Here is a 17,214-nt window from a genome sequence, read left to right as displayed (position 1 = left end):
TGCCGGCACGCTGGACCAATTCGGCTGCCCGTTCCGGTGTGCGGGTCTTTTTCTGTCCTTTGTGGACGCCGTGCTGTTGGCCAGGGATGCCTGCGTGTCAACCGCAACTTAGAAATGACCGGTGGCGGCATCTTGGTTTGCCTGTGTATCTTGCAACTCAGGTTGCAGTCCGGCGCTGGATTCCAGGCGTTTCCGCCGCGCGCCAGCAAGAGCTGGCCGCTTCATTGCCGACGAGTTCCGCTGCCTGCAACCGGGCATGGTGCTGCTCGGGGACCGGAACTTCGCCACCTACGGCTTCTTCCGTGAAGTGGCCGCCACCGGAGCTGACTTCCTGTTCCGCGCCAGGACCGGTCCCAACGCCATGAAACTGCCGGTCCTTCAGCAGCTGGCCGACGGTTCCTGCCTCTCCCATGCCCGCCAACGCGTGCGGCTCATCGACGCCGAACTCACCGTCACCACCGAGGCCAAAACGCTCACCGCCGGATACCGGCTGGTCACCACGTTGCTGGACCCGGTCCAGGCTCCCGCCCCGGGACTGGTCAGGCTCTACCATGAGCGCTGGGAGATCGAAACGGCCTACTGCGAATTGAAATCACGCATCCTGGCCGGCCGGGTGCTGCGCGGCCGGCACCCGGCCGCGGTCATCCAGGAGACCTGGGCGCTGCTGGCCTGCTACCAGGTGCTGCGCACCGCGATGATCGATGTGACGATGCAGCATCCCGGGATCGATCCGGACCGCTTGTCCTTCACCATCGGATTGAGGTCCGCCCGCGACCAGGTGGTCCAGGCCCGCGGGATCCTCACCGGAACCGTGGTGGACCTGGTCGGCCGCATCGGGGCGGCCGTGCTGGCCGAACCGCTGCCCGCCCGCCGCATCCGCTCCCGGCCCCGGGTGGTCAAACGCGCGATCTCCAAGTACCGCGCCAAGGAACGGGATGTCGACCGTCGAACCTATTCCGCGACACCCGACACCACGATCTTGACACGGGACCCCGGACCCTAACCGAACGGCATTGGGGTTAGCCGACGCCCAGGTAGGCTTCCTTGATCGCCGGGTTGACCAGCAACTCCTTTCCGGTGCCGCTGTGGGTGATCTCCCCCGTCTCCAGCACAAATGCCCGATCGGCCCGTGCCAGCGCCTGGTTGGCGTTCTGCTCCACCAGCAGCACCGTGGTGCCCTGGCTGTTGATCTCGGTAATGATCTTGAAGATCTGCCGGATGAACTGCGGGGCCAGGCCCATGGAAGGCTCGTCCAGCAGCAGCAGCTTGGGACTGGACATCAGCGCCCGGCCGATGGCGAGCATTTGCTGCTCGCCGCCGGACATGGTGCCGCCGTACTGCTTCTGCCGTTCCTTCAGGCGCGGGAAGAGGTCAAAGACACGTTCCATGTCCGCGCCCATGCCGCTGCGGTCCTTGCGGCCGAACGCGCCCATGTCCAGGTTCTCCATGACCGTCATGCCAGGGAAGATTCCCCGACCTTCGGGCGCCTGGGAGATTCCCTGCGCCACCCGGATATGGGCCTTCATCTTGGTGATGTCCTCGCCGGCGAACCGGATGGTGCCGCTGGACGGGTTCAGCAGACCGGAGATAGCTTTCATCGTCGTGGTCTTGCCGGCACCGTTGGCGCCGATCAGCGAGACAATCTCGCCCTCGTTGACAGTGAAAGGACATGTCCCGGATCGCCTGGATCCGGCCGTAGTGCACGGATACCTTATCGAGCTCAAGCAAGGTCATCTTCGGGCTCCCCCAGGTAGGCGGCAATTACACGCGGGTCTTCACGGATCTCGGCGGGAGCGCCATCGGCAATCTTCTTGCCGAACTCCAGGACCACAATCCGGTCCGTCACGCCCATCACCAGTTTCATATCGTGCTCGATGAGCAGCACTGTGTAGCCGTCGTCGCGGATGGTCCGGATGAGCGTCATCAGCTCTTCCTTCTCCGCCGGGTTGAAGCCGGCCCCGGGCTCGTCAAGGCACAGCATCTTGGGATCCGTGGCCAGCGCCCGCGCAATTTCGAGCCGGCGCTGGTAGCCGTAGGGCAGGTGCCGGGAGAGGAAGTGCGCGTGGTCGGCGATGCCAACGAACTCCAGCAGCGCCATGCCGCGCTCCACGGCGGACTTCTCTTCGCGGATATGCGTGGGCAGCCGCAGCAAGGCACCTCCGACGCTGGTTTTGTGCCGTGCGTCAAGCCCGACGACGACATTCTCCGGTGCTGTCATCTCGCCAAAAAGGCGGATGTTCTGGAAGGTCCGGGCCAACCCGCGCCGGGTGATCTTGTGCTGCGCTAGCCCCCCGACCGACTGGCCCTCCAGCAGCACCTTGCCGCTGGTCGGTTTGTAGACGCCTGTCATCGCGTTGAAGCAGGTGGTCTTGCCTGCGCCGTTGGGACCGATCAGGCCCAGGATCTCCCCGCGCCTGATATTGAAACTGACGTTGTCCAGTGCCGTCAGGCCGCCGAACTTGATGCTCAGGTTCACCACCTCGATCAGGTTGTCGCCGACCTTGACGGAGATGTGCCGCTCCGGGGCGACGCTTTCGGCCACGTCCAGGTCGACGCCCAGTTCTTCCAGGGCTTCGACATCGATCGCCGCCGGTTGGGCCGCACCCGCCAATTTCGGCTCAAGTGCCGTATCTATCGTGGCCACTGCGGATTCCGCTATGGAGGCACCGGAGGGGTCCACCGGCTCTCCGACGGGCCAGTCGGCCGAATGCCTGGGCAGATCTTCGCTGCGGTCGCTGCTCATGCCTTGGCCTCCGTTCCCTTGGTCGCGGCCAGTGCCGGCTCCGCTGCGGAGGAAGCACCGCCGTCGTGTCCCTTGTTAAGCACCTTGTTGTATGCCGTCCGGCCGTAGGCCAGCAGGCGCTGCCGCGCGGGCAGCAATCCGGCCGGTCGGAAGATCATGATCAGCACCAGGGCAGCACCGAAGATCAGGAACTTGTACTCGGCAATGGCCGTGAAGCGCAGCGGAATGTACGCCACCAGGGCCCCGCCCAGGATCGCGCCCACCTTGTTTCCGGTACCACCGAGCACTACCGCACACAGGAACAGAACTGAAGTGACGACGTCGAACTTCTGGTCGTTCACGAAGCCTACCTGGCCGGCGAACAGCGCCCCGGAGAGACCGCCAACGGCGGCGCCGAGGGCGAACGCCCAGACCTTGTACTTGAACGTCGGCACACCCATGATCTCCGAAGGTGGGTTCGGATGGCTCTGTATGAGTATGGACTTGTCACCGCGAACACGGTCCGGGCGCGTACGTGGCCTGCCCGGACCGGCACGGTTAAACTTCAGCAAGTCCACATCAAGTGGGTGAACATCGGTGCGACGTCAGGGAGCGAACTGCCCGCAACCGCACTGGCAGGAGGTCCTGCTCACCAAACTTTGGGCCGGACAGGTTGACCTGATCGACGTCGGTTTCGCAACCGTAGCCGTGGCACCATTCGGACTGCCGCAGGTTTTCGGGCCTGGGAATCGATGCTTCGAACCTTTTATGCCCCTGGCGCCGCGGTCGCCGGCATCATGCCGACTTGGGGGTCCGGCCAGGGCGCGGATGAGATCGACAACCAGTGTTTTGGTCAATAACGCCGTCGACCCTGGAGCCTGTTTTGATGGTGAAGTGGGCATGGGTATTCCCACTTGGCAGCATGGATGGTTTGGTGGCTCCCCCTGTCCGTGCGGAAAGGGGTGCAAAAGGCCAGGAGGCCAAGGCCGAATTAGGTCTCCCTACGGTTGAGGAAAGGTAGCTTTGGTCGGTGAAACAGTGGGCTCTGCATCTACAGGGTCCGTGGGGTACCGCGCAGCATGCTCAAGTTCACGGTTGGCAGCAAGGGGGCTGTTTGATTCGCCCGTGAAGCGGATCGGTTCGACCCTCTGCCTGTGGACTCGGAGGTCGAAAATGTCGAAGCGGTTGTAGGCTCCGCTGACGTCGTGGAATTGTTTGGTCTCCAGGACGGCCGAGCGGTCAATGTCCCATGTGTGGATACCTTCGTCCCGGATGACGTCGCCTATGACGTCGCCGTAGGGGTCGACGACCATGGAAACGCCAACGGGTGTGCTGTCGATGATTTTCGCTGCCTCAGGGCCGAGGGTTTCGAGGGCGCGGGCCGAGGTTGGGCCGAATACTGAGGAGACGACCAGATTGAAGGCTTTTGCTTCGAAGGAGTGCGCCCCGGCACGGATTCTGATGGCGTTTTCGAGGTCGTAGTTTTTGCCGTTGGACGCAGAATCTCGAGTGGGCCATAGCGGCGGGTAGGTGGAGATATGGATTTCTTCGGCCTCGGTCATGAGCGTGTAACGGGCAAGTGGGTTGGTGTTCTCCCCGCAGATGAGCATGCCCAGCCGTCCAATGCTCGTAGCGGTCACCCTCAGGCCATGCCCGTCGCCGGGGGTCCAAAGGAGCTTTTCGTAAAAGGTCGGGACGATCTTGCGGTGGTGGTTGAGGATGCGACCATCGGAACCGATCAGCAGGTTCGAGTTCCAGATGCTGCCGACACTGGCCGGGTTCCGTTCGCTGAAGCCCATCGAGACGATAATCGCGTGGTGTTGGGCTGCTTTGCAGACAGCAGCAATTTCCGGCCCGTCGACGTAAAGGGAGTTCTGGACGAAGGCAGCGAAAAGTTCATGGTTGAAGATAGGGGCACGGAGAGCGGTCCAGACCGGAAAACCGGGGACGAAGGATTCAGGGAAGGCGATGAGCTCTGCTCCCTGCCTTGAGGCTTCGGCCACCGCGTCGAGAACCTTTTCGATGGTGGCGGCCTTGTCTAACAGCACTGGCTCCAGATGGGCAGCGGCGACTTTGGTGGTGGTCATAGGGTCTGCTGAGTGACGAAGATGAGGCGCTGGTGGATCTGGTTCCGGCGCGGGGTGAGGGGCTGCGTCGCCCCGGACGGGGTGGTGCTTCGGGATGCGAGGATGTATTCACCAACGGACGGCGGGTCCCAGAGGTAGCTGAAATGCTGCCATTCGTTTCTTCGGCGCCCTCGGACTTGTGCTTGGTCCCAACTCAGCCCGCCATCGGTGCTGACTTCGACTGTGGTGACCGGCTCACTGCCGGCCCATGCCCACCCCCAGACTTCTGTGCTCTGGCCGGTGTGGACGTCGCCGTCGATGGGCCCAACGATGCACGAGTTCGGTGCCAGGTCCCAGACGGGGGTGGGCTCGCCTGTTCTGTCTTGCGGGGGGTCCATGTAATACCGGGTAGTGAACGCTCTCGGGCTTCGCGCGTCCGAGACAGTCAGGGTGGTGAGCCATTTGGTCGAGTTTGTCCCGTAGTAGCCGGGAACAACGAGCCGGACCGGGCCACCCCGTCCCACAGACAGGGGTGCGCCGTTAATAGTCAGGGCAAGGAGGACGTTCCCGTCGGTGGCCTTGTCCAGTGGGAGGTCTTTCTCGTAGTGGTCGTGGAAGCTGGCGTCGTAGACCCCACGGTCGCAGCCGGCCGAGATCACATAGTCGGCGTCGGGGAAGGGACCAGCCAGTTCCAGGACGTCGCTGAGCCGGACCCCGCCCCATCGGACGTTTCCAACCCGGCGCTGGGCAATGGAGGGTTGGAGTGGGCTTCCGGCGCATTCGTGGACCGAGACGATCTCGGTCTGCGGCATGGACTTGAGGTCTTGGAGGGTGACCGTCAGTGGGCGGTCGACCATGCCTGTGAGTTGAAGGGTCCATTCATCAAGTGGGACATCTGGAATTCCGAGATGCCAGACGGCGAAAAGGTCTTCTTCTGCTGTGATGAATCCCGTCATGTTCTCTGGGCGCTGGTTCTGGATGAGGCCAAACCCTTCACGGAGCATGGAAACTGGCTCTATCGGTATCCGTGATACTGGCGTCATGTCATCATTCCTAGAGCGAGGACCGGGGGTCCTTCGCATGTTTTGGGCATGCCAGAGCCTCCCACCCTTCATGGGGAGCCGATTCCGGCTAAGCAGTTTCCGCAGCGGTGTCGCTGGTTTCTTCGGCGGTGCCGCTGATCTGGTTGAGGTAGTTGTAAATGGTGAAGCGGGTGACGGACAGGGCAGCCGCGGCGCTCTCTGCAGCCTGTTTGACCAAGAAGAAGCCGCGTCGTTCCAGTTCGGCGACGACCTGTATTTTCTGTTCTTTGCGCATCTTTATAACAGGGACCCCGATGGATGCGATAGCGGCGTCCACCAGGCGGGCGCTGAGTTCTTCAACGCTGTGCGGGAAGTACTCGCTGTCGCGTGTTCCTCGAGGCCCGTCAGGGGATGGCCGGTCTCGGTCCAGGGAGGACGGATGGGCGGAGGTGCCGTCGAACCCGAGGACGAAGCGGTCCATCACCGAACGCAGGGAGACCCATGCCGAGACATCGGCGTTCAGGCAGAGCGCGGCCGCCGCATGGCCGTTCCGGTCGGTGTAGATGATGGTGGTGCTTTGAAGGATGCGCCCGTCCGGCAGTTGGGAGCGGTAGCCGATCTCGTGCCTATAGTCTCCGACAGCCAGCCGTTCGAGGAGCTTATCGGTGGGCGGGTCCCCGATCCGGCGACGGGTAACGTCTCCGGCGATGGCCCTGACCGTGTTCGGGATGCGCTGTAGGTCGTGCAGTACCACCTCGGTGGGTTGCGGCAGAGCCGCTTGGAGCGGCGCCACCAGGAGCTCCAGGACGGTGTTGATCGTCTCGGAGTCCATCCCTTGAAGAGCCTGGGTTGGCGGAGCGACGTCTGTCGGTGTTAGACGCATCGTGTAGCCGTCCTTTCGTTCGGTCAGGACCCTGAATCATCACCGGGCGGTGTGGGCTGCTTGCCCCATTCGCCTGAGGGCTTCACTGAGGATGGCCCCGGAAGTCGCGTAATTCAAGCGGACATGGCCGGATCCACCGCTGCCGAAGATGTGGCCTGAGCTTACCGCGACTCGGCCTTCGTCAAGGAACATTTTCGCCGGACCGGCCAGATCGCTGGCAAAGGCGATGCCTTCGGTCTTTTCTTCGACCTCAAATCCAAGAGCACGGCAATCCAACCAGGCCAGGTAGGTCGCCTCCGGTGCCTTGAATGTGACCTCCGGCAGATGTTCCGTGATCAGCTGGGTGAGCAGGACCCGGTTGGCAGCCAGGCCGGCGATGAGGCTGTCCAGCCAGTCTTCCCCGGCTGTGAAAGCGGCCGTGTGGGCAATGACTCCGAGATAGCTGGAGCCGAGGATGACTTCCGCAGGCAAGCAGTGCAGGTCCGCGGCAGCTTCCGGACCTGCAACCACCAGGGCGGCTTTGAGTCCGGCCAGGTTCCATCCCTTGGCCGCCGAGGTCAGGGAGAAGGCGTCTTCAGCGCCGGGAACACTCAGGTAGGGCGTGAAGGTGGCACCCGGCAGCACGAGCGGGGCATGGATTTCGTCGGCCACAACCCGGACTCCGTGTCGGCGCGCGAGTTCGGCAACGCCACGCAGTTCTTCCGCGGTGTGCACGGTCCCGGTGGGATTGTGCGGGTTGCACAGGAGGTAGGCGACACTCCGGCTGGACGCGCGTGCGCGCTGGAACGCCTCGCTGAGGGCGTCAAGGTCGATCCGCCCTTCGTCCCCGAGCGGCGCTTCAACAATCTTTCGTCCGTCGTTGGGCACGAAAGCGAAGTAGGGGGCATACACAGGGGTGTTTACGACCACGGCGTCACCTGGTTCGGTGACGAGTCGGAGGACCTGAACCGCCCCCATCATCACATCGGGGATCCTGGCAACCCTGTCCAGATCAATATCGTTCCACTGCCACCGGCGGGCCGCGAAACCTTTGAAGGCTTCGGCGAGGCCGGTTCCTGCAGGATAGCCGGTGTCACCGTCATCGATCGCTTGATGAAGCGCGGAGGCGATGGCCGGGGCCAGCCGGACATCCATGTCGGCAACCCACAATGGCAGCACATCGGCCGGGTACGTTGCCCATTTCATGCTCCCCCGCCGCCGGAGCTGCTCAAGTGTGAGGTCCTCAAGGGGATTCCAGTGGACGGTAATGGGTGGTCCGAGGTCTGATCCTTCCGATGTGTTCAGCATTGGACGGTCATTTCCACTTCGACACAGGCGCCAAGGGGAAGCGAGGCTACGCCGAGGGCAAGCCGGGCGTGATGGCCTCTCTCACCGAGGGCGTCGAGGATGGTCCTGGGGGCCGCGTCAATGACCACCGGCGCATCGACGAAACCTTGGCCTGAGGCGACGTAGCCGCCAATCCTGGCGACACCTTTGACCGCGTCCAGCGATCCGAGTTCGTTTCGAATCACGTCAAGGCAGCGACCCGCTGCCACCCGGGCTGCTTCACGGGCCTGTTCAACGGAGACTTCCTCACCAACGAGGCCGGAGTGGAGCAGCCCGCCATGGCCTATGGGCAGTTGGCCGGAAACGAAGAGCAAGTCACCAATGCGTTGAGCCCCGACATAGAGAGGAGGGGAAAAGACAGGCTGGGCCATGGGCAACCTTCCAGTAATTCGTGGGCACCGGCACTCCTGCCAGCAGATTCAACACTGAGTTGTTCGATGAACCAAATATTACACAGAATGTGCCCAAAGCAACAGGTATTTGGCTTGGAACTCGGCTTACCGGGGCGAATTCAACCATGCGATGAAACCTTGGTTATTTCGCGGTGTTGAGGTAGGGCATAATCTCAACTGCGATTTGAAATCCTCGGCATTGCTTCGAATGCGCGGAGGATGTCAACGACCTTCTATGCCACAGGACGTGTGCGGGCGACCAGTGCATCCACAGTTTCGTTGCTCGCTGATGAGTACTGCCTCGACGGCAGGTAAACATGCGGGATGAACATCCCTCCCGCGCCGGTAGCTAACAACTCTCGCGCCTCTCCCCTCCCCAGAAAGGCCCCCGATGCCCACTCAACAACCCGTATTGGACAATGGCCACGCCCGCTCTTCCGTGAGCATTCTGCATGCCGAAGATGTCGGCTATCACAAAGTCCTGAAATCCCGGCAGATCCAAATGATCGCACTCGGCGGGGCGATCGGCGCCGGGCTCCTCTTGAGGGCCGGCGGCAGGCTTGCGGCCGCCGGGCCTTCCCTGTTCATCGCCTACGCCATCTGTGGTGTCTTTGCCTTCCTGATCCTTCGTGCCCTCGGGGAGCTCATGCTTCACAGGGCGTCGTCAGGGCCATTCGTTTCCTGCGCTCGGGAGTTCTTCGGAGAGAAGACTGCGTTCGTGTCTGGCTGGTTCTACTGGATCCTGTGGGTGACCAGCGCTGTGGAGGACACCACGGCCGCAGCTCTCTACATGAACTTCTTCGGCAAATACGTGGCCGGGATCGCAGCGGTTCCACAGTGGGCTTGGGCTCTCATTGCCCTTGCCGGGGTACTGGCCCTCAACATCATCTCGGTGAAGGTGTTCGGGGAGCTGGAGTTCTGGTTCGCGCTCATCAAGGTTGCCGCACTGCTGATCTTCCTGGTCGTTGGCATCTTCTTCGTCGTCTTCGGCTCGCCCACGGGCGCTGAAACCGGATTTTCCCTGATCGGCGACAACGGCGGGATCTTCCACAATAACGCCTTGCTTATGTTCTTGCTGATGTAGGGCGTTATTTTCGCCTATGGCGCCATCGAGCTCGTGGGCACCGCGGCCGGTGAAACAGCCAACCCAGCGAAATCATGCCACGGGCAATCAACTCGGTCATTATCCGTATCGGTCTGTTCTATGTCGGCTCCGTCATCCTTTTGAGCCTGCTGCTGCCATACACCGCCTTCAAGAAGGGTGAGAGCCCACTTGTGACATCCTTCAGTTCCATCGGCGTCCAAGGTGTCGACTCCATCATGAACCTGGTCGTCCTCACAGCGGCCCTTTCTTCTCTGAACGCGGGCCTCTACTCAACCGGCCGCATCCTGCGTTCCATGGCCGCCGCTGGGTCCGCGCCGAAGTTTGCCCTGCGCATGAGCAAATTCGGTGTCCCCTACGGCGGAATCGTCATCACCGCCGTCGTGGCCCTGCTGGTGGCCCCGCTGAACTACATACTCCGGGAAGCCTTCGAGATCGGCCTGAGCGTCGCCGCCGTCTGCATCGTCACGACGTGGAGTACCAACGTCTTGTGCCAGATCCAACTCCAGCGCTGGGCTGGACGGGGCTGGCTCAAACGGCCCTCATTCCGTATGCCCGGCGCCCCGTTCACCGGCTACCTCACCCTGGTCTTCCTAGCCTGGGTTCTCGTCATGGTCTTAATCGAATCCCCTCGGACGCTGCTCGTCACCGTGGTTTCATTGGCCCTGATAGTCTGCGGATGGTTTGCGTGCCGGGGACGCATCATGGAGCTCGCCGAAGTCTGCTCCCGTTACACCGTGCCAGCCCCCGTCATCGCTAACCGTCCGCCGGCCTAGAACCCCACATCCAAGCCCATAAGGGGGAACACCCATGGGTGAAACCCCGGACCCGCTACGAATGGCGGACCCGGGGCCTCTCTTTTTTAGAAGAGCAAGGTCTCTTCCACCTGGTCGTCGTCTGGGGTGACGTGCCTGCGACCGTGCTTTGTAGGCAGTCTGGCCCTCGGCATCTCCCCCACAGCCTTCGGGGCTCATCTCGGAACCGCTTCTTTGAACCACTGCTCGTGCCGGACTAGGGCGGCGGCAACGGGATGTTGCCCCCGCCTCAGTGGTGTACCGAATCTGGGTTGAGGCCCTGCGAACTTCCCTCACGGTCCCTGTCCCGGTCACCCGGATGAAGACAATCTAAAACTCAGCGGGAGCCTATCGAAGAAGCTCACACGGAATGAGGAACGCCTGCTGGCGTCAGGGCTTTGCTTCGTTCTGCAGAATGGACCGGACAAGTTCCACGTAGTACTGGACCCCGATCTCAAGTATGTCGTCATTGAAGTCGTAGGTGTTGTTGTGGAGTGGGGTTCCCCCACGTCCGGGCTCAGTACCGTTGCCGATGAACGTGAAGCACCCTGGCACTTCTCGGGCGAAGACACCGAAGTCTTCACTGCCCATCAGTTGCGCACATTCGGATTCCACTCTACTATCCCCAACGACAGTTACTGCGGCTTCAACCGCTGCTCTGACGGAGTCAGCATCATTAATAGTGGGCTCAAATTCGTGAGTGTAGGTGACTTCAGATTTTGCTCCGTAGCTACTGCAGATACCTTCAGTGATTTCCCGGATGCGGCGCTCGATGAGTTGCCTGGTTTCGTCGGTGAATGACCGTGTGTCTCCCTTGATCACCACTTCTGTTGGAATGGCGTTGCGGGCGCCGTCGGTAACGAGTTCGGTGCAGGACACCACGGCCGGTTCGGTGGGCGGAATGCTCCGTGCGACTACGGTCTGAAGAGCGAGAACGATTTCTGCCCCGATCACGAGCGGATCCACGACGAGGTCGGGCATGGACGCATGGCCGCCCCGGCCGGTTATGCGGATCACGAAGTTGTCCTCGCCGGCCATGATCGCTCCTTCCCGCATGTAGAGGTTGCCGGAAGGGAACCCGGGCATGTTGTGCAGCCCGTAAATCGCATCGATAGGGAATCGTTCCAGTAAGCCGCTATCGAGCATGGCTTGAGCGCCACGGCCAGGTTCTTCGGCGGGCTGGAAGACGAACCTCACCGTGCCGTTGAACCCGCCTTCCTCGGCAAGTACAGCAGCAGCCCCGAGAACCATGGCCATGTGCCCGTCATGGCCACATGCGTGCATTCTTCCGGGCTTCAGCGATGGGTAGTCATGGGTTGCTGATTCGTGAAGCGGGAGGCAGTCCATATCTGCCCGCAGCCCGATGACTCCGTCCCCATCACCGAGGGTCAGTGAACCGACTACACCGGTCCCGCCGAAGCCGTCCGACACCTCTATACCTTTTAGAGACTGGAGCACCTGCGAAACGTAGGCGTTTGTGCCGTGCTCGTCAAAGGCAAGCTCCGGTGTTTGGTGGAGATCGTGGCGCCACTGGCGCAGGCGTGAGTCCAAGGAGGGGCTGTTTACTTCATTCATGGAAACTTCAATCGTGTTAGGAGTTATGGGAAAGGCGGCCAAGTCTTTGGTTGGGCCTGGGGTGGTAAGAGCGGGTCCACTTGAATGGCTGGTCGTGACTTCTTTGTCTCGACTTGTCCATTGTTCATGAGCGGGACGTCCGGGAAAAGCGATGGTTTGTGGCCTTTTTTGTGAAGCAGAGTTGAAGACTCTGGTTTGCCGGGACCGTTACTGGGAATGGTCGTCCGAGGAGGATCTTTGTTCGGCAACGGCCCGGATGTTGCGGCGTGCCAGGAACCAGCCAAGGACTAGGAGCGGAATGAGGAGGAGCGAAGTGGCCATGATGTATGTGCCCGTGGGGTAATCCGCGGCAATGAGGACAACCACTCCTACGAGGAACAAGAGCGTTGCGATTCCGGTCCATGGAGCGCCGAACATTCGAAAGGCCGGACGCTCGACTTTGCCCTGTCGTGCCCAGTACCAGAGACGGAGCTGGCACATGATGATCACTGCCCACGCCACGACGATGCAGAAAGCCGTAACGTTGAGAACAATCTCAAAGGCGTCCGAGGGAGCCACTGCATTGAGCCCAACACCAAGGAGGGCCACGCCTGCGGTCAAGAACATTCCGCCGTACGGGACGCCCGATTTGGTCAGACGTCCGGCGAACTTGGGAGCCGAGCCTGCGATGGCAAGGGAACGAACGATGCGACCGGTGGAGTAGAAACCGGCGTTCAACGATGACAGAGCCGCAGTGAGGACGATCATGTTCATGATGCTGTCAGCTCCCGGAACCCCGATGGAGCCAAAGAATGTGACGAACGGGCTTTCGCCGGCCTTGTAGGCCGTAAAAGGAAGCAAGCAAGACAGGAGGACAACAGATCCGACGTAGAACACCGCGATGCGAACCAGTACAGCATTGATGGCCTTGGGCATGACTTTTTGCGGGTCTTTGGTTTCCCCGGCTGTGGTCCCGATCAGTTCAACACCGCTATAGGCAAAGACCACGCCGCCTACCAGCAGCAGGGCAGGGAGCGCTCCGCTCGGGAACCAGCCTCCGTTGTCGGCAATAATGCTGAACCCGGCCTGTTCCCCGGCTACTGGCACTCCGAAGAGGACGAAACAGATGCCGATGACCAGGAATGCGACGAGGGCCGCTACTTTGATCAAGGCAAACCAGAACTCCAATTCGCCGAACACTTTGACGGACAGCAGGTTCAGGGTCAGGATCAGGACCAGCGCTACGAGCGCGAAAACCCATTGGGGTATGTCGGCGATGGCAGGTATGTAGCGTTTGAAAAAGTTGGCATAAATGGCAGCAGCCGTCACGTCGGCTATGGCCGCCATCGCCCACGCAAGCCAGTACATCCATCCAACGGCGAAAGCAGTCTTCTCGCCGAAAAATTCACGGGCGTAGGAGACGAAGGAACCGGACGACGGACGGTAAACCACGAGTTCGCCGAGCGCTCGGAGGATTAAGAAGACGAAGAATCCGCAAAGCGCGTAAACGATTGCAAGGCTTGGTCCAGCAGCTGCCAGGCGGCCCCCGGCACCCATGAACAGTCCGGTTCCAATGGCACCGCCGATGGCGATCATCTGTATCTGACGGTTTTTAAGCCCCTTGTGGAGGCCCCGGTCTTCCGAGTGAACGAAGGACGTCCGGGCCGCCTCGGGGGAATTCTTGGCCTGCGATCCCTCAATTGGGTCGGTGGTTATGCGAGCGTTCATGGAACCTGCCTCTAGTTCTTGAAGGACCGGCATGCGTTGGAGTGTGTTGCCGATCACGAGTCCGGTTTATCTTCCACGATCCGAACTGCAAGCAAAAGCGGTTTTTTGTGGCCACAACTGTGAAGAAGAATTGAAAGTCTCCAAAAAGCCCCTAGCTCCCGGCGAGGGATAGGCCTCTCTCTTGGGCGTGCACAGGCGAGCCGTTCAAGAGTTTGCAGATCGTTGGACCCTCGGCGTCTACTTGAAGTAAAAGCGGACTTTTATCTCCATTTTTTACCGCTTTTTATTTAGATTGCTCCGTAGGACGATGGGTTCATGTCCTCAATTGACACCACATACTCGTACACCCACCCCGACGCCCGTAACTGGCGATCCGAGACGCCGACGTCGGCGTTGACCTTCCACGAAACCTTGGATGGATACGTTCCGACACCGCTGGAGTCGCTGCCCTCCCTTGCCGTGGAGTTGGGAGTAGGCCACGTGTTTCTCAAGAACGAATCCGACCGCTTGGGCCTGCCAGCCTTCAAAATACTCGGGGCATCATGGGCTGTCTGCAGGGCAGTCAGCGAACGCTTTGAACTCGACGCAACGGCCATGACGGTCCCTTCGCTTCGCGACTACCTTGCCAGCAATGTGGCCGGCGAGTCGTTACCGGTGTTGGTTACCGCCACTGACGGAAACCATGGCCGCGCTGTAGCCCGGATGGCCAAACTCCTGGGCCTTCAGGCGCGCATCTACATTCCAACCGGGCTCAGTGACGCAGCCATCGACGGTATCCGAAGCGAGGGAGCTGAGCTCATCGCCCTGGACGCGACCTACGATGAGGTTGTGGCTGCCGCAGCAGCGTCCGCCGAAGGGCACCCTCAAGATTTGGTCGTGCAGGACACCTCCTGGCCTGGCTACACGGACATCCCGCGGTGGATCGTCGACGGGTACACAACCCTGTTCTCTGAAGTCGATCAGGCTCTCGCCCGAAACGGGCTTGCAGCTGACCTCGTCGCTTGCCCCGTAGGGGTAGGTTCCCTGGCACATGCACTGGTCGATTACTACCGGGCACCTTCGAACCCGCACCCGTCGTTGTTGAGCGTCGAACCAAGCAGCGCGGCATGCATCGCCAGGTCGCTGCTTGCCGGCGAACCCGTCTCCGTCGACACGAGTTTTCCTTCCATCATGTCCGGACTCAATTGCGGAACCCCCTCCGAGCTCGGATGGCCCTCGCTTCTGTCCGGCCTCGATGGCGCTGTGAGTGTCACCGAGGACGAGTGCCGCCAGGCAGTCCTGGACCTGTCTTCCCTGGGGCAGGATTCCGGGCCTTGTGGAGCCGCAACGTTGGCCGGAGTTCGCAACGCGCTCGGAGATCAAACCCGGCGCGAGGCCTTGGGTATCGGACCAGAATCCACAGTCATTCTCATCAGCACAGAAGGCCTGGCAGCCAACCCGCTTCGCTAGAGGCGAGCAACCTATCGCCCAGGCGTTCACACCAGGGTTCTTCGGCTGGAGCCATCTCCGATTCTGCAGACAGCAGGTCTTCGGGGAACGACGTTTCGCCGCCCCTTCGATGTGAGCGCCCCTAACCAACAAAAGGAAACCATGAACCAGCAACTCCACCACAGCTCGACTCATCGCCTTATCCAGGAACGCCTCAGCGAACTCGGACTAGAACTGCCGGCACCCGCAACGGCCGCATCCAGCTACGTGCCGGCTGTACGGATCGGCAATGTCGTCCACACATCCGGTCAGTTGCCCCTCCGCAACGGTGAGCTTGTCGCCACGGGAAAGGTCGGTGCCGACATTACAGCTGAGGACGCCGCCAGCGTTGCAGCGATCTGTGTCCTCAACGCCCTAACTGCGGCCGGAACATTGGGAGATCTCGACCACGCCCGCGTCGTCAAAGCCGTTGTCTTCGTTGCCTCGGCCCCTGGATTCAACGCTCAGCCCCTCGTTGCCAACGGGGCCAGTGATCTGTTGTTGGCCGTTTTCGCGGACCAAGGTCGGCACGCACGCTCGGCGGTTGGCGTTGCTGAATTGCCGTTGAACGCCCCGGTGGAAGTTGAACTTGTCGTAGAGTTTCCCTAGCCATTGACAGTGTGGCCTCGGACGTCGTCACTCAGAAGGGCCGCATGTGCTGAACGTTGGTAGGCTCAGGGTCTTGCGGGAACTCCATCACCGCAAGACCCTAGCGGCTGTGGCTGAAGCTCTCTCCTACAGCACATCCGCGGTGTCCCAACAAGTCCGCCTTCTGGAGAAAGAAGTTGGCGTTCCGCTGGTAGAACCCATTGGCCGGCGGCTGAAATTAACTCCGCAAGGTCTGACGCTGGTGGGACATGCCGAGAAAATTCTCGACATGCTCGAACGCGCTGAAGCTGATATATCCAGTTCAATGGAACAACCAAGCGGCGTCGTCAAGATCGCAGCATTCCAAACTGCCGCTATGACCTTCTTGCCCCGAGTCGCCCAGGAACTCCATAATCTGCACCCCGGACTCACACTCGAATTCCACCAAGGGGAACCCGAAGCGACCCTTCCCGCTCTGCAATCGGCCGAATACGACCTCGTCATAGCGGAGTCGTATCCGGGAATTCCAATGCCTCGGGTCCCTGGAATTCGATACATCACGCTCTTCGAAGACCCCTTGTGGCTGGTAGTGGACTCTGCTGCCGCATCTAACATTCATCCCGACAAGGACATCATCGCTCAACTCTCCGGTGCCGGATGGGCCGTTGAAGCCGAAGAATCCGCCCCGCGGACATGGATCATTAACGAGTGCAGGAAAGCAGGATTTGAACCGCGGATTGTCTGCGTTTCCGAAGACTTGGCAGTCCAGTTGCGCTTTGTCGAGGCAGGCCTCGCCGTGGCCGTCTTGCCGGACCTAGCACTGGAAAACGCAAGCTCGAACATCCGAAAGTTAGCCACGGCCCCAGGAATCCAAAGCCGGAAAGTCATTCTCGCTGCACGCGACGCGTCCAAGGAACGTCCGGCAATCGTTGCAACAGCCAAGGCCTTGCAACGCGCCGGAGAAGACTACGGTTTCTTTGCTTCCTAGCAAAACATAGGCATGGACTCTCTTGTTCAAGCACTACGAACGCAAAGAGTCCATTCCGAGAAAGCTGACTTACCTATGGAACTTCGACACGTTTCTAATTGGTCCACGCTGGTGGGCGCCATGGTCGAGATCAGACGAGAGGGAATCTCGATTGCCCACGGGCGCGTCGACACCGTAACCGTGGACGGTTCGATGTTGTGGCTTCAAACTGTACTGGATCCTCGAAAGCTCTATGACAAAGTCGAACGCTATGAGGCCTGGGCCAGCGATTCGCGGTTGGGCTTCCACTACCAAATCAACTTCGACGAAGCGGAGTCCGGAGCGCACGACCGACATGACCTGCAGGACGATTGCATCCATTCCAATCTTGGTAGTCCCGAAAAACCTCAAGTGCATCGACTGAGGCCCGTGTCAGAGGAACGGGACTACCGCTACGAGATCACTGACCCTATGTTGCGTGTGCCCATCGACGCATAGCAGCGAGGACAAGACGGTTCCGTTCAACCGCTCCGAGTCGTACCTGGTCGCCGCACTCGCTGCCGGGGATCCCGCCAAACTCTATGAAACATCAGGCTGCACTGC

Annotated in this window: 14 protein-coding genes and 2 pseudogenes; 6 read left to right on the top strand and 10 right to left on the bottom strand. The window is 60.8% G+C overall.

The window, feature by feature from the left end; translation table 11 throughout:
* Positions 1-256 precede the first annotated feature (256 nt).
* Positions 257-1,003 (top strand): transposase, encoded by a 747-nt coding sequence (locus AB0N24_RS21970; RefSeq protein ID WP_364129027.1) that lies wholly within the window; start codon positions 257-259, stop codon positions 1,001-1,003.
* A 16-nt stretch (positions 1,004-1,019) separates the two neighbouring features.
* On the opposite strand, the pseudogene AB0N24_RS21965 reads toward AB0N24_RS21970, so the two are convergent.
* From AB0N24_RS21965 to AB0N24_RS21930, 8 genes and pseudogenes are all read right to left on the bottom strand, one after another.
* A pseudogene (locus tag AB0N24_RS21965) lies at positions 1,020-1,728 on the bottom strand (ABC transporter ATP-binding protein).
* On the bottom strand, positions 1,721-2,743 hold the full coding sequence (locus AB0N24_RS21960; RefSeq protein WP_364129025.1) for an ABC transporter ATP-binding protein: 1,023 nt from the start codon (positions 2,741-2,743) through the stop codon (positions 1,721-1,723). Before AB0N24_RS21960 ends, AB0N24_RS21965 begins: the two are co-directional and overlap by 8 nt.
* Complete coding sequence (locus tag AB0N24_RS21955) at positions 2,740-3,183, bottom strand: branched-chain amino acid ABC transporter permease (RefSeq protein ID WP_364129022.1); 444 nt, start codon at positions 3,181-3,183, stop codon at positions 2,740-2,742. The genes AB0N24_RS21960 and AB0N24_RS21955 overlap by 4 nt, the downstream gene beginning before the upstream one ends.
* A gap of 540 nt (positions 3,184-3,723) precedes the next feature.
* A complete protein-coding gene (locus AB0N24_RS21950; RefSeq protein WP_364129019.1) occupies positions 3,724-4,809 on the bottom strand; it encodes a carbon-nitrogen hydrolase family protein in 1,086 nt (361 codons plus the stop codon).
* Positions 4,806-5,831: a molybdopterin-dependent oxidoreductase gene (locus tag AB0N24_RS21945; RefSeq protein ID WP_364129016.1), complete on the bottom strand. Its 1,026-nt coding sequence runs from the start codon at positions 5,829-5,831 to the stop codon at positions 4,806-4,808. Before AB0N24_RS21945 ends, AB0N24_RS21950 begins: the two co-directional genes overlap by 4 nt.
* Positions 5,832-5,919: 88 nt before the next feature.
* Positions 5,920-6,642, bottom strand: a complete 723-nt coding sequence (locus tag AB0N24_RS21940; RefSeq protein ID WP_364129014.1) for a helix-turn-helix transcriptional regulator — start codon at positions 6,640-6,642, stop codon at positions 5,920-5,922.
* A 90-nt stretch (positions 6,643-6,732) separates the two neighbouring features.
* Complete coding sequence (locus tag AB0N24_RS21935; RefSeq protein WP_364129011.1) at positions 6,733-7,980, bottom strand: MalY/PatB family protein; 1,248 nt, start codon at positions 7,978-7,980, stop codon at positions 6,733-6,735.
* On the bottom strand, positions 7,974-8,390 hold the full coding sequence (locus tag AB0N24_RS21930) for a RidA family protein (RefSeq protein ID WP_364129008.1): 417 nt from the start codon (positions 8,388-8,390) through the stop codon (positions 7,974-7,976). The genes AB0N24_RS21935 and AB0N24_RS21930 overlap by 7 nt, the downstream gene beginning before the upstream one ends.
* A gap of 412 nt (positions 8,391-8,802) precedes the next feature.
* On the opposite strand from AB0N24_RS21930, the pseudogene AB0N24_RS21925 reads away from it, so the two are divergent.
* Positions 8,803-10,289, top strand: a pseudogene (locus tag AB0N24_RS21925) (amino acid permease).
* A gap of 408 nt (positions 10,290-10,697) precedes the next feature.
* Here the strand turns inward: AB0N24_RS21925 and AB0N24_RS21920 are convergent.
* Both AB0N24_RS21920 and AB0N24_RS21915 read right to left on the bottom strand, forming a co-directional pair.
* Positions 10,698-11,924: a M20 aminoacylase family protein gene (locus AB0N24_RS21920; protein WP_364129006.1), complete on the bottom strand. Its 1,227-nt coding sequence runs from the start codon at positions 11,922-11,924 to the stop codon at positions 10,698-10,700.
* Between the two features lie 165 nt (positions 11,925-12,089).
* Positions 12,090-13,589: an amino acid permease gene (locus AB0N24_RS21915; protein ID WP_364129003.1), complete on the bottom strand. Its 1,500-nt coding sequence runs from the start codon at positions 13,587-13,589 to the stop codon at positions 12,090-12,092.
* 315 nt (positions 13,590-13,904) lie between these two features.
* On the opposite strand from AB0N24_RS21915, the gene AB0N24_RS21910 reads away from it, so the two are divergent.
* The 4 genes from AB0N24_RS21910 (at position 13,905) to AB0N24_RS21895 (ending at position 17,109) form a co-directional block, all read left to right on the top strand.
* A complete protein-coding gene (locus AB0N24_RS21910; protein ID WP_364129000.1) occupies positions 13,905-15,038 on the top strand; it encodes a diaminopropionate ammonia-lyase in 1,134 nt (377 codons plus the stop codon).
* 141 nt (positions 15,039-15,179) lie between these two features.
* Positions 15,180-15,665, top strand: a complete 486-nt coding sequence (locus AB0N24_RS21905) for a RidA family protein (protein ID WP_364128997.1) — start codon at positions 15,180-15,182, stop codon at positions 15,663-15,665.
* 46 nt (positions 15,666-15,711) lie between these two features.
* A complete protein-coding gene (locus AB0N24_RS21900) occupies positions 15,712-16,632 on the top strand; it encodes a LysR substrate-binding domain-containing protein (RefSeq protein ID WP_364128994.1) in 921 nt (306 codons plus the stop codon).
* Between the two features lie 12 nt (positions 16,633-16,644).
* A complete protein-coding gene (locus tag AB0N24_RS21895) occupies positions 16,645-17,109 on the top strand; it encodes a hypothetical protein (protein ID WP_364128991.1) in 465 nt (154 codons plus the stop codon).
* The last annotated feature ends 105 nt before the right edge of the window (positions 17,110-17,214 follow it).

The sequence above is a fragment of the Arthrobacter sp. NPDC093128 genome (assembly GCF_040683875.1).
GTDB lineage: Bacteria > Actinomycetota > Actinomycetes > Actinomycetales > Micrococcaceae > Arthrobacter.
The sequence above is the reverse complement of the archived record's forward strand: the minus strand, read 5'-3'. Positions and strand labels throughout refer to the sequence as shown.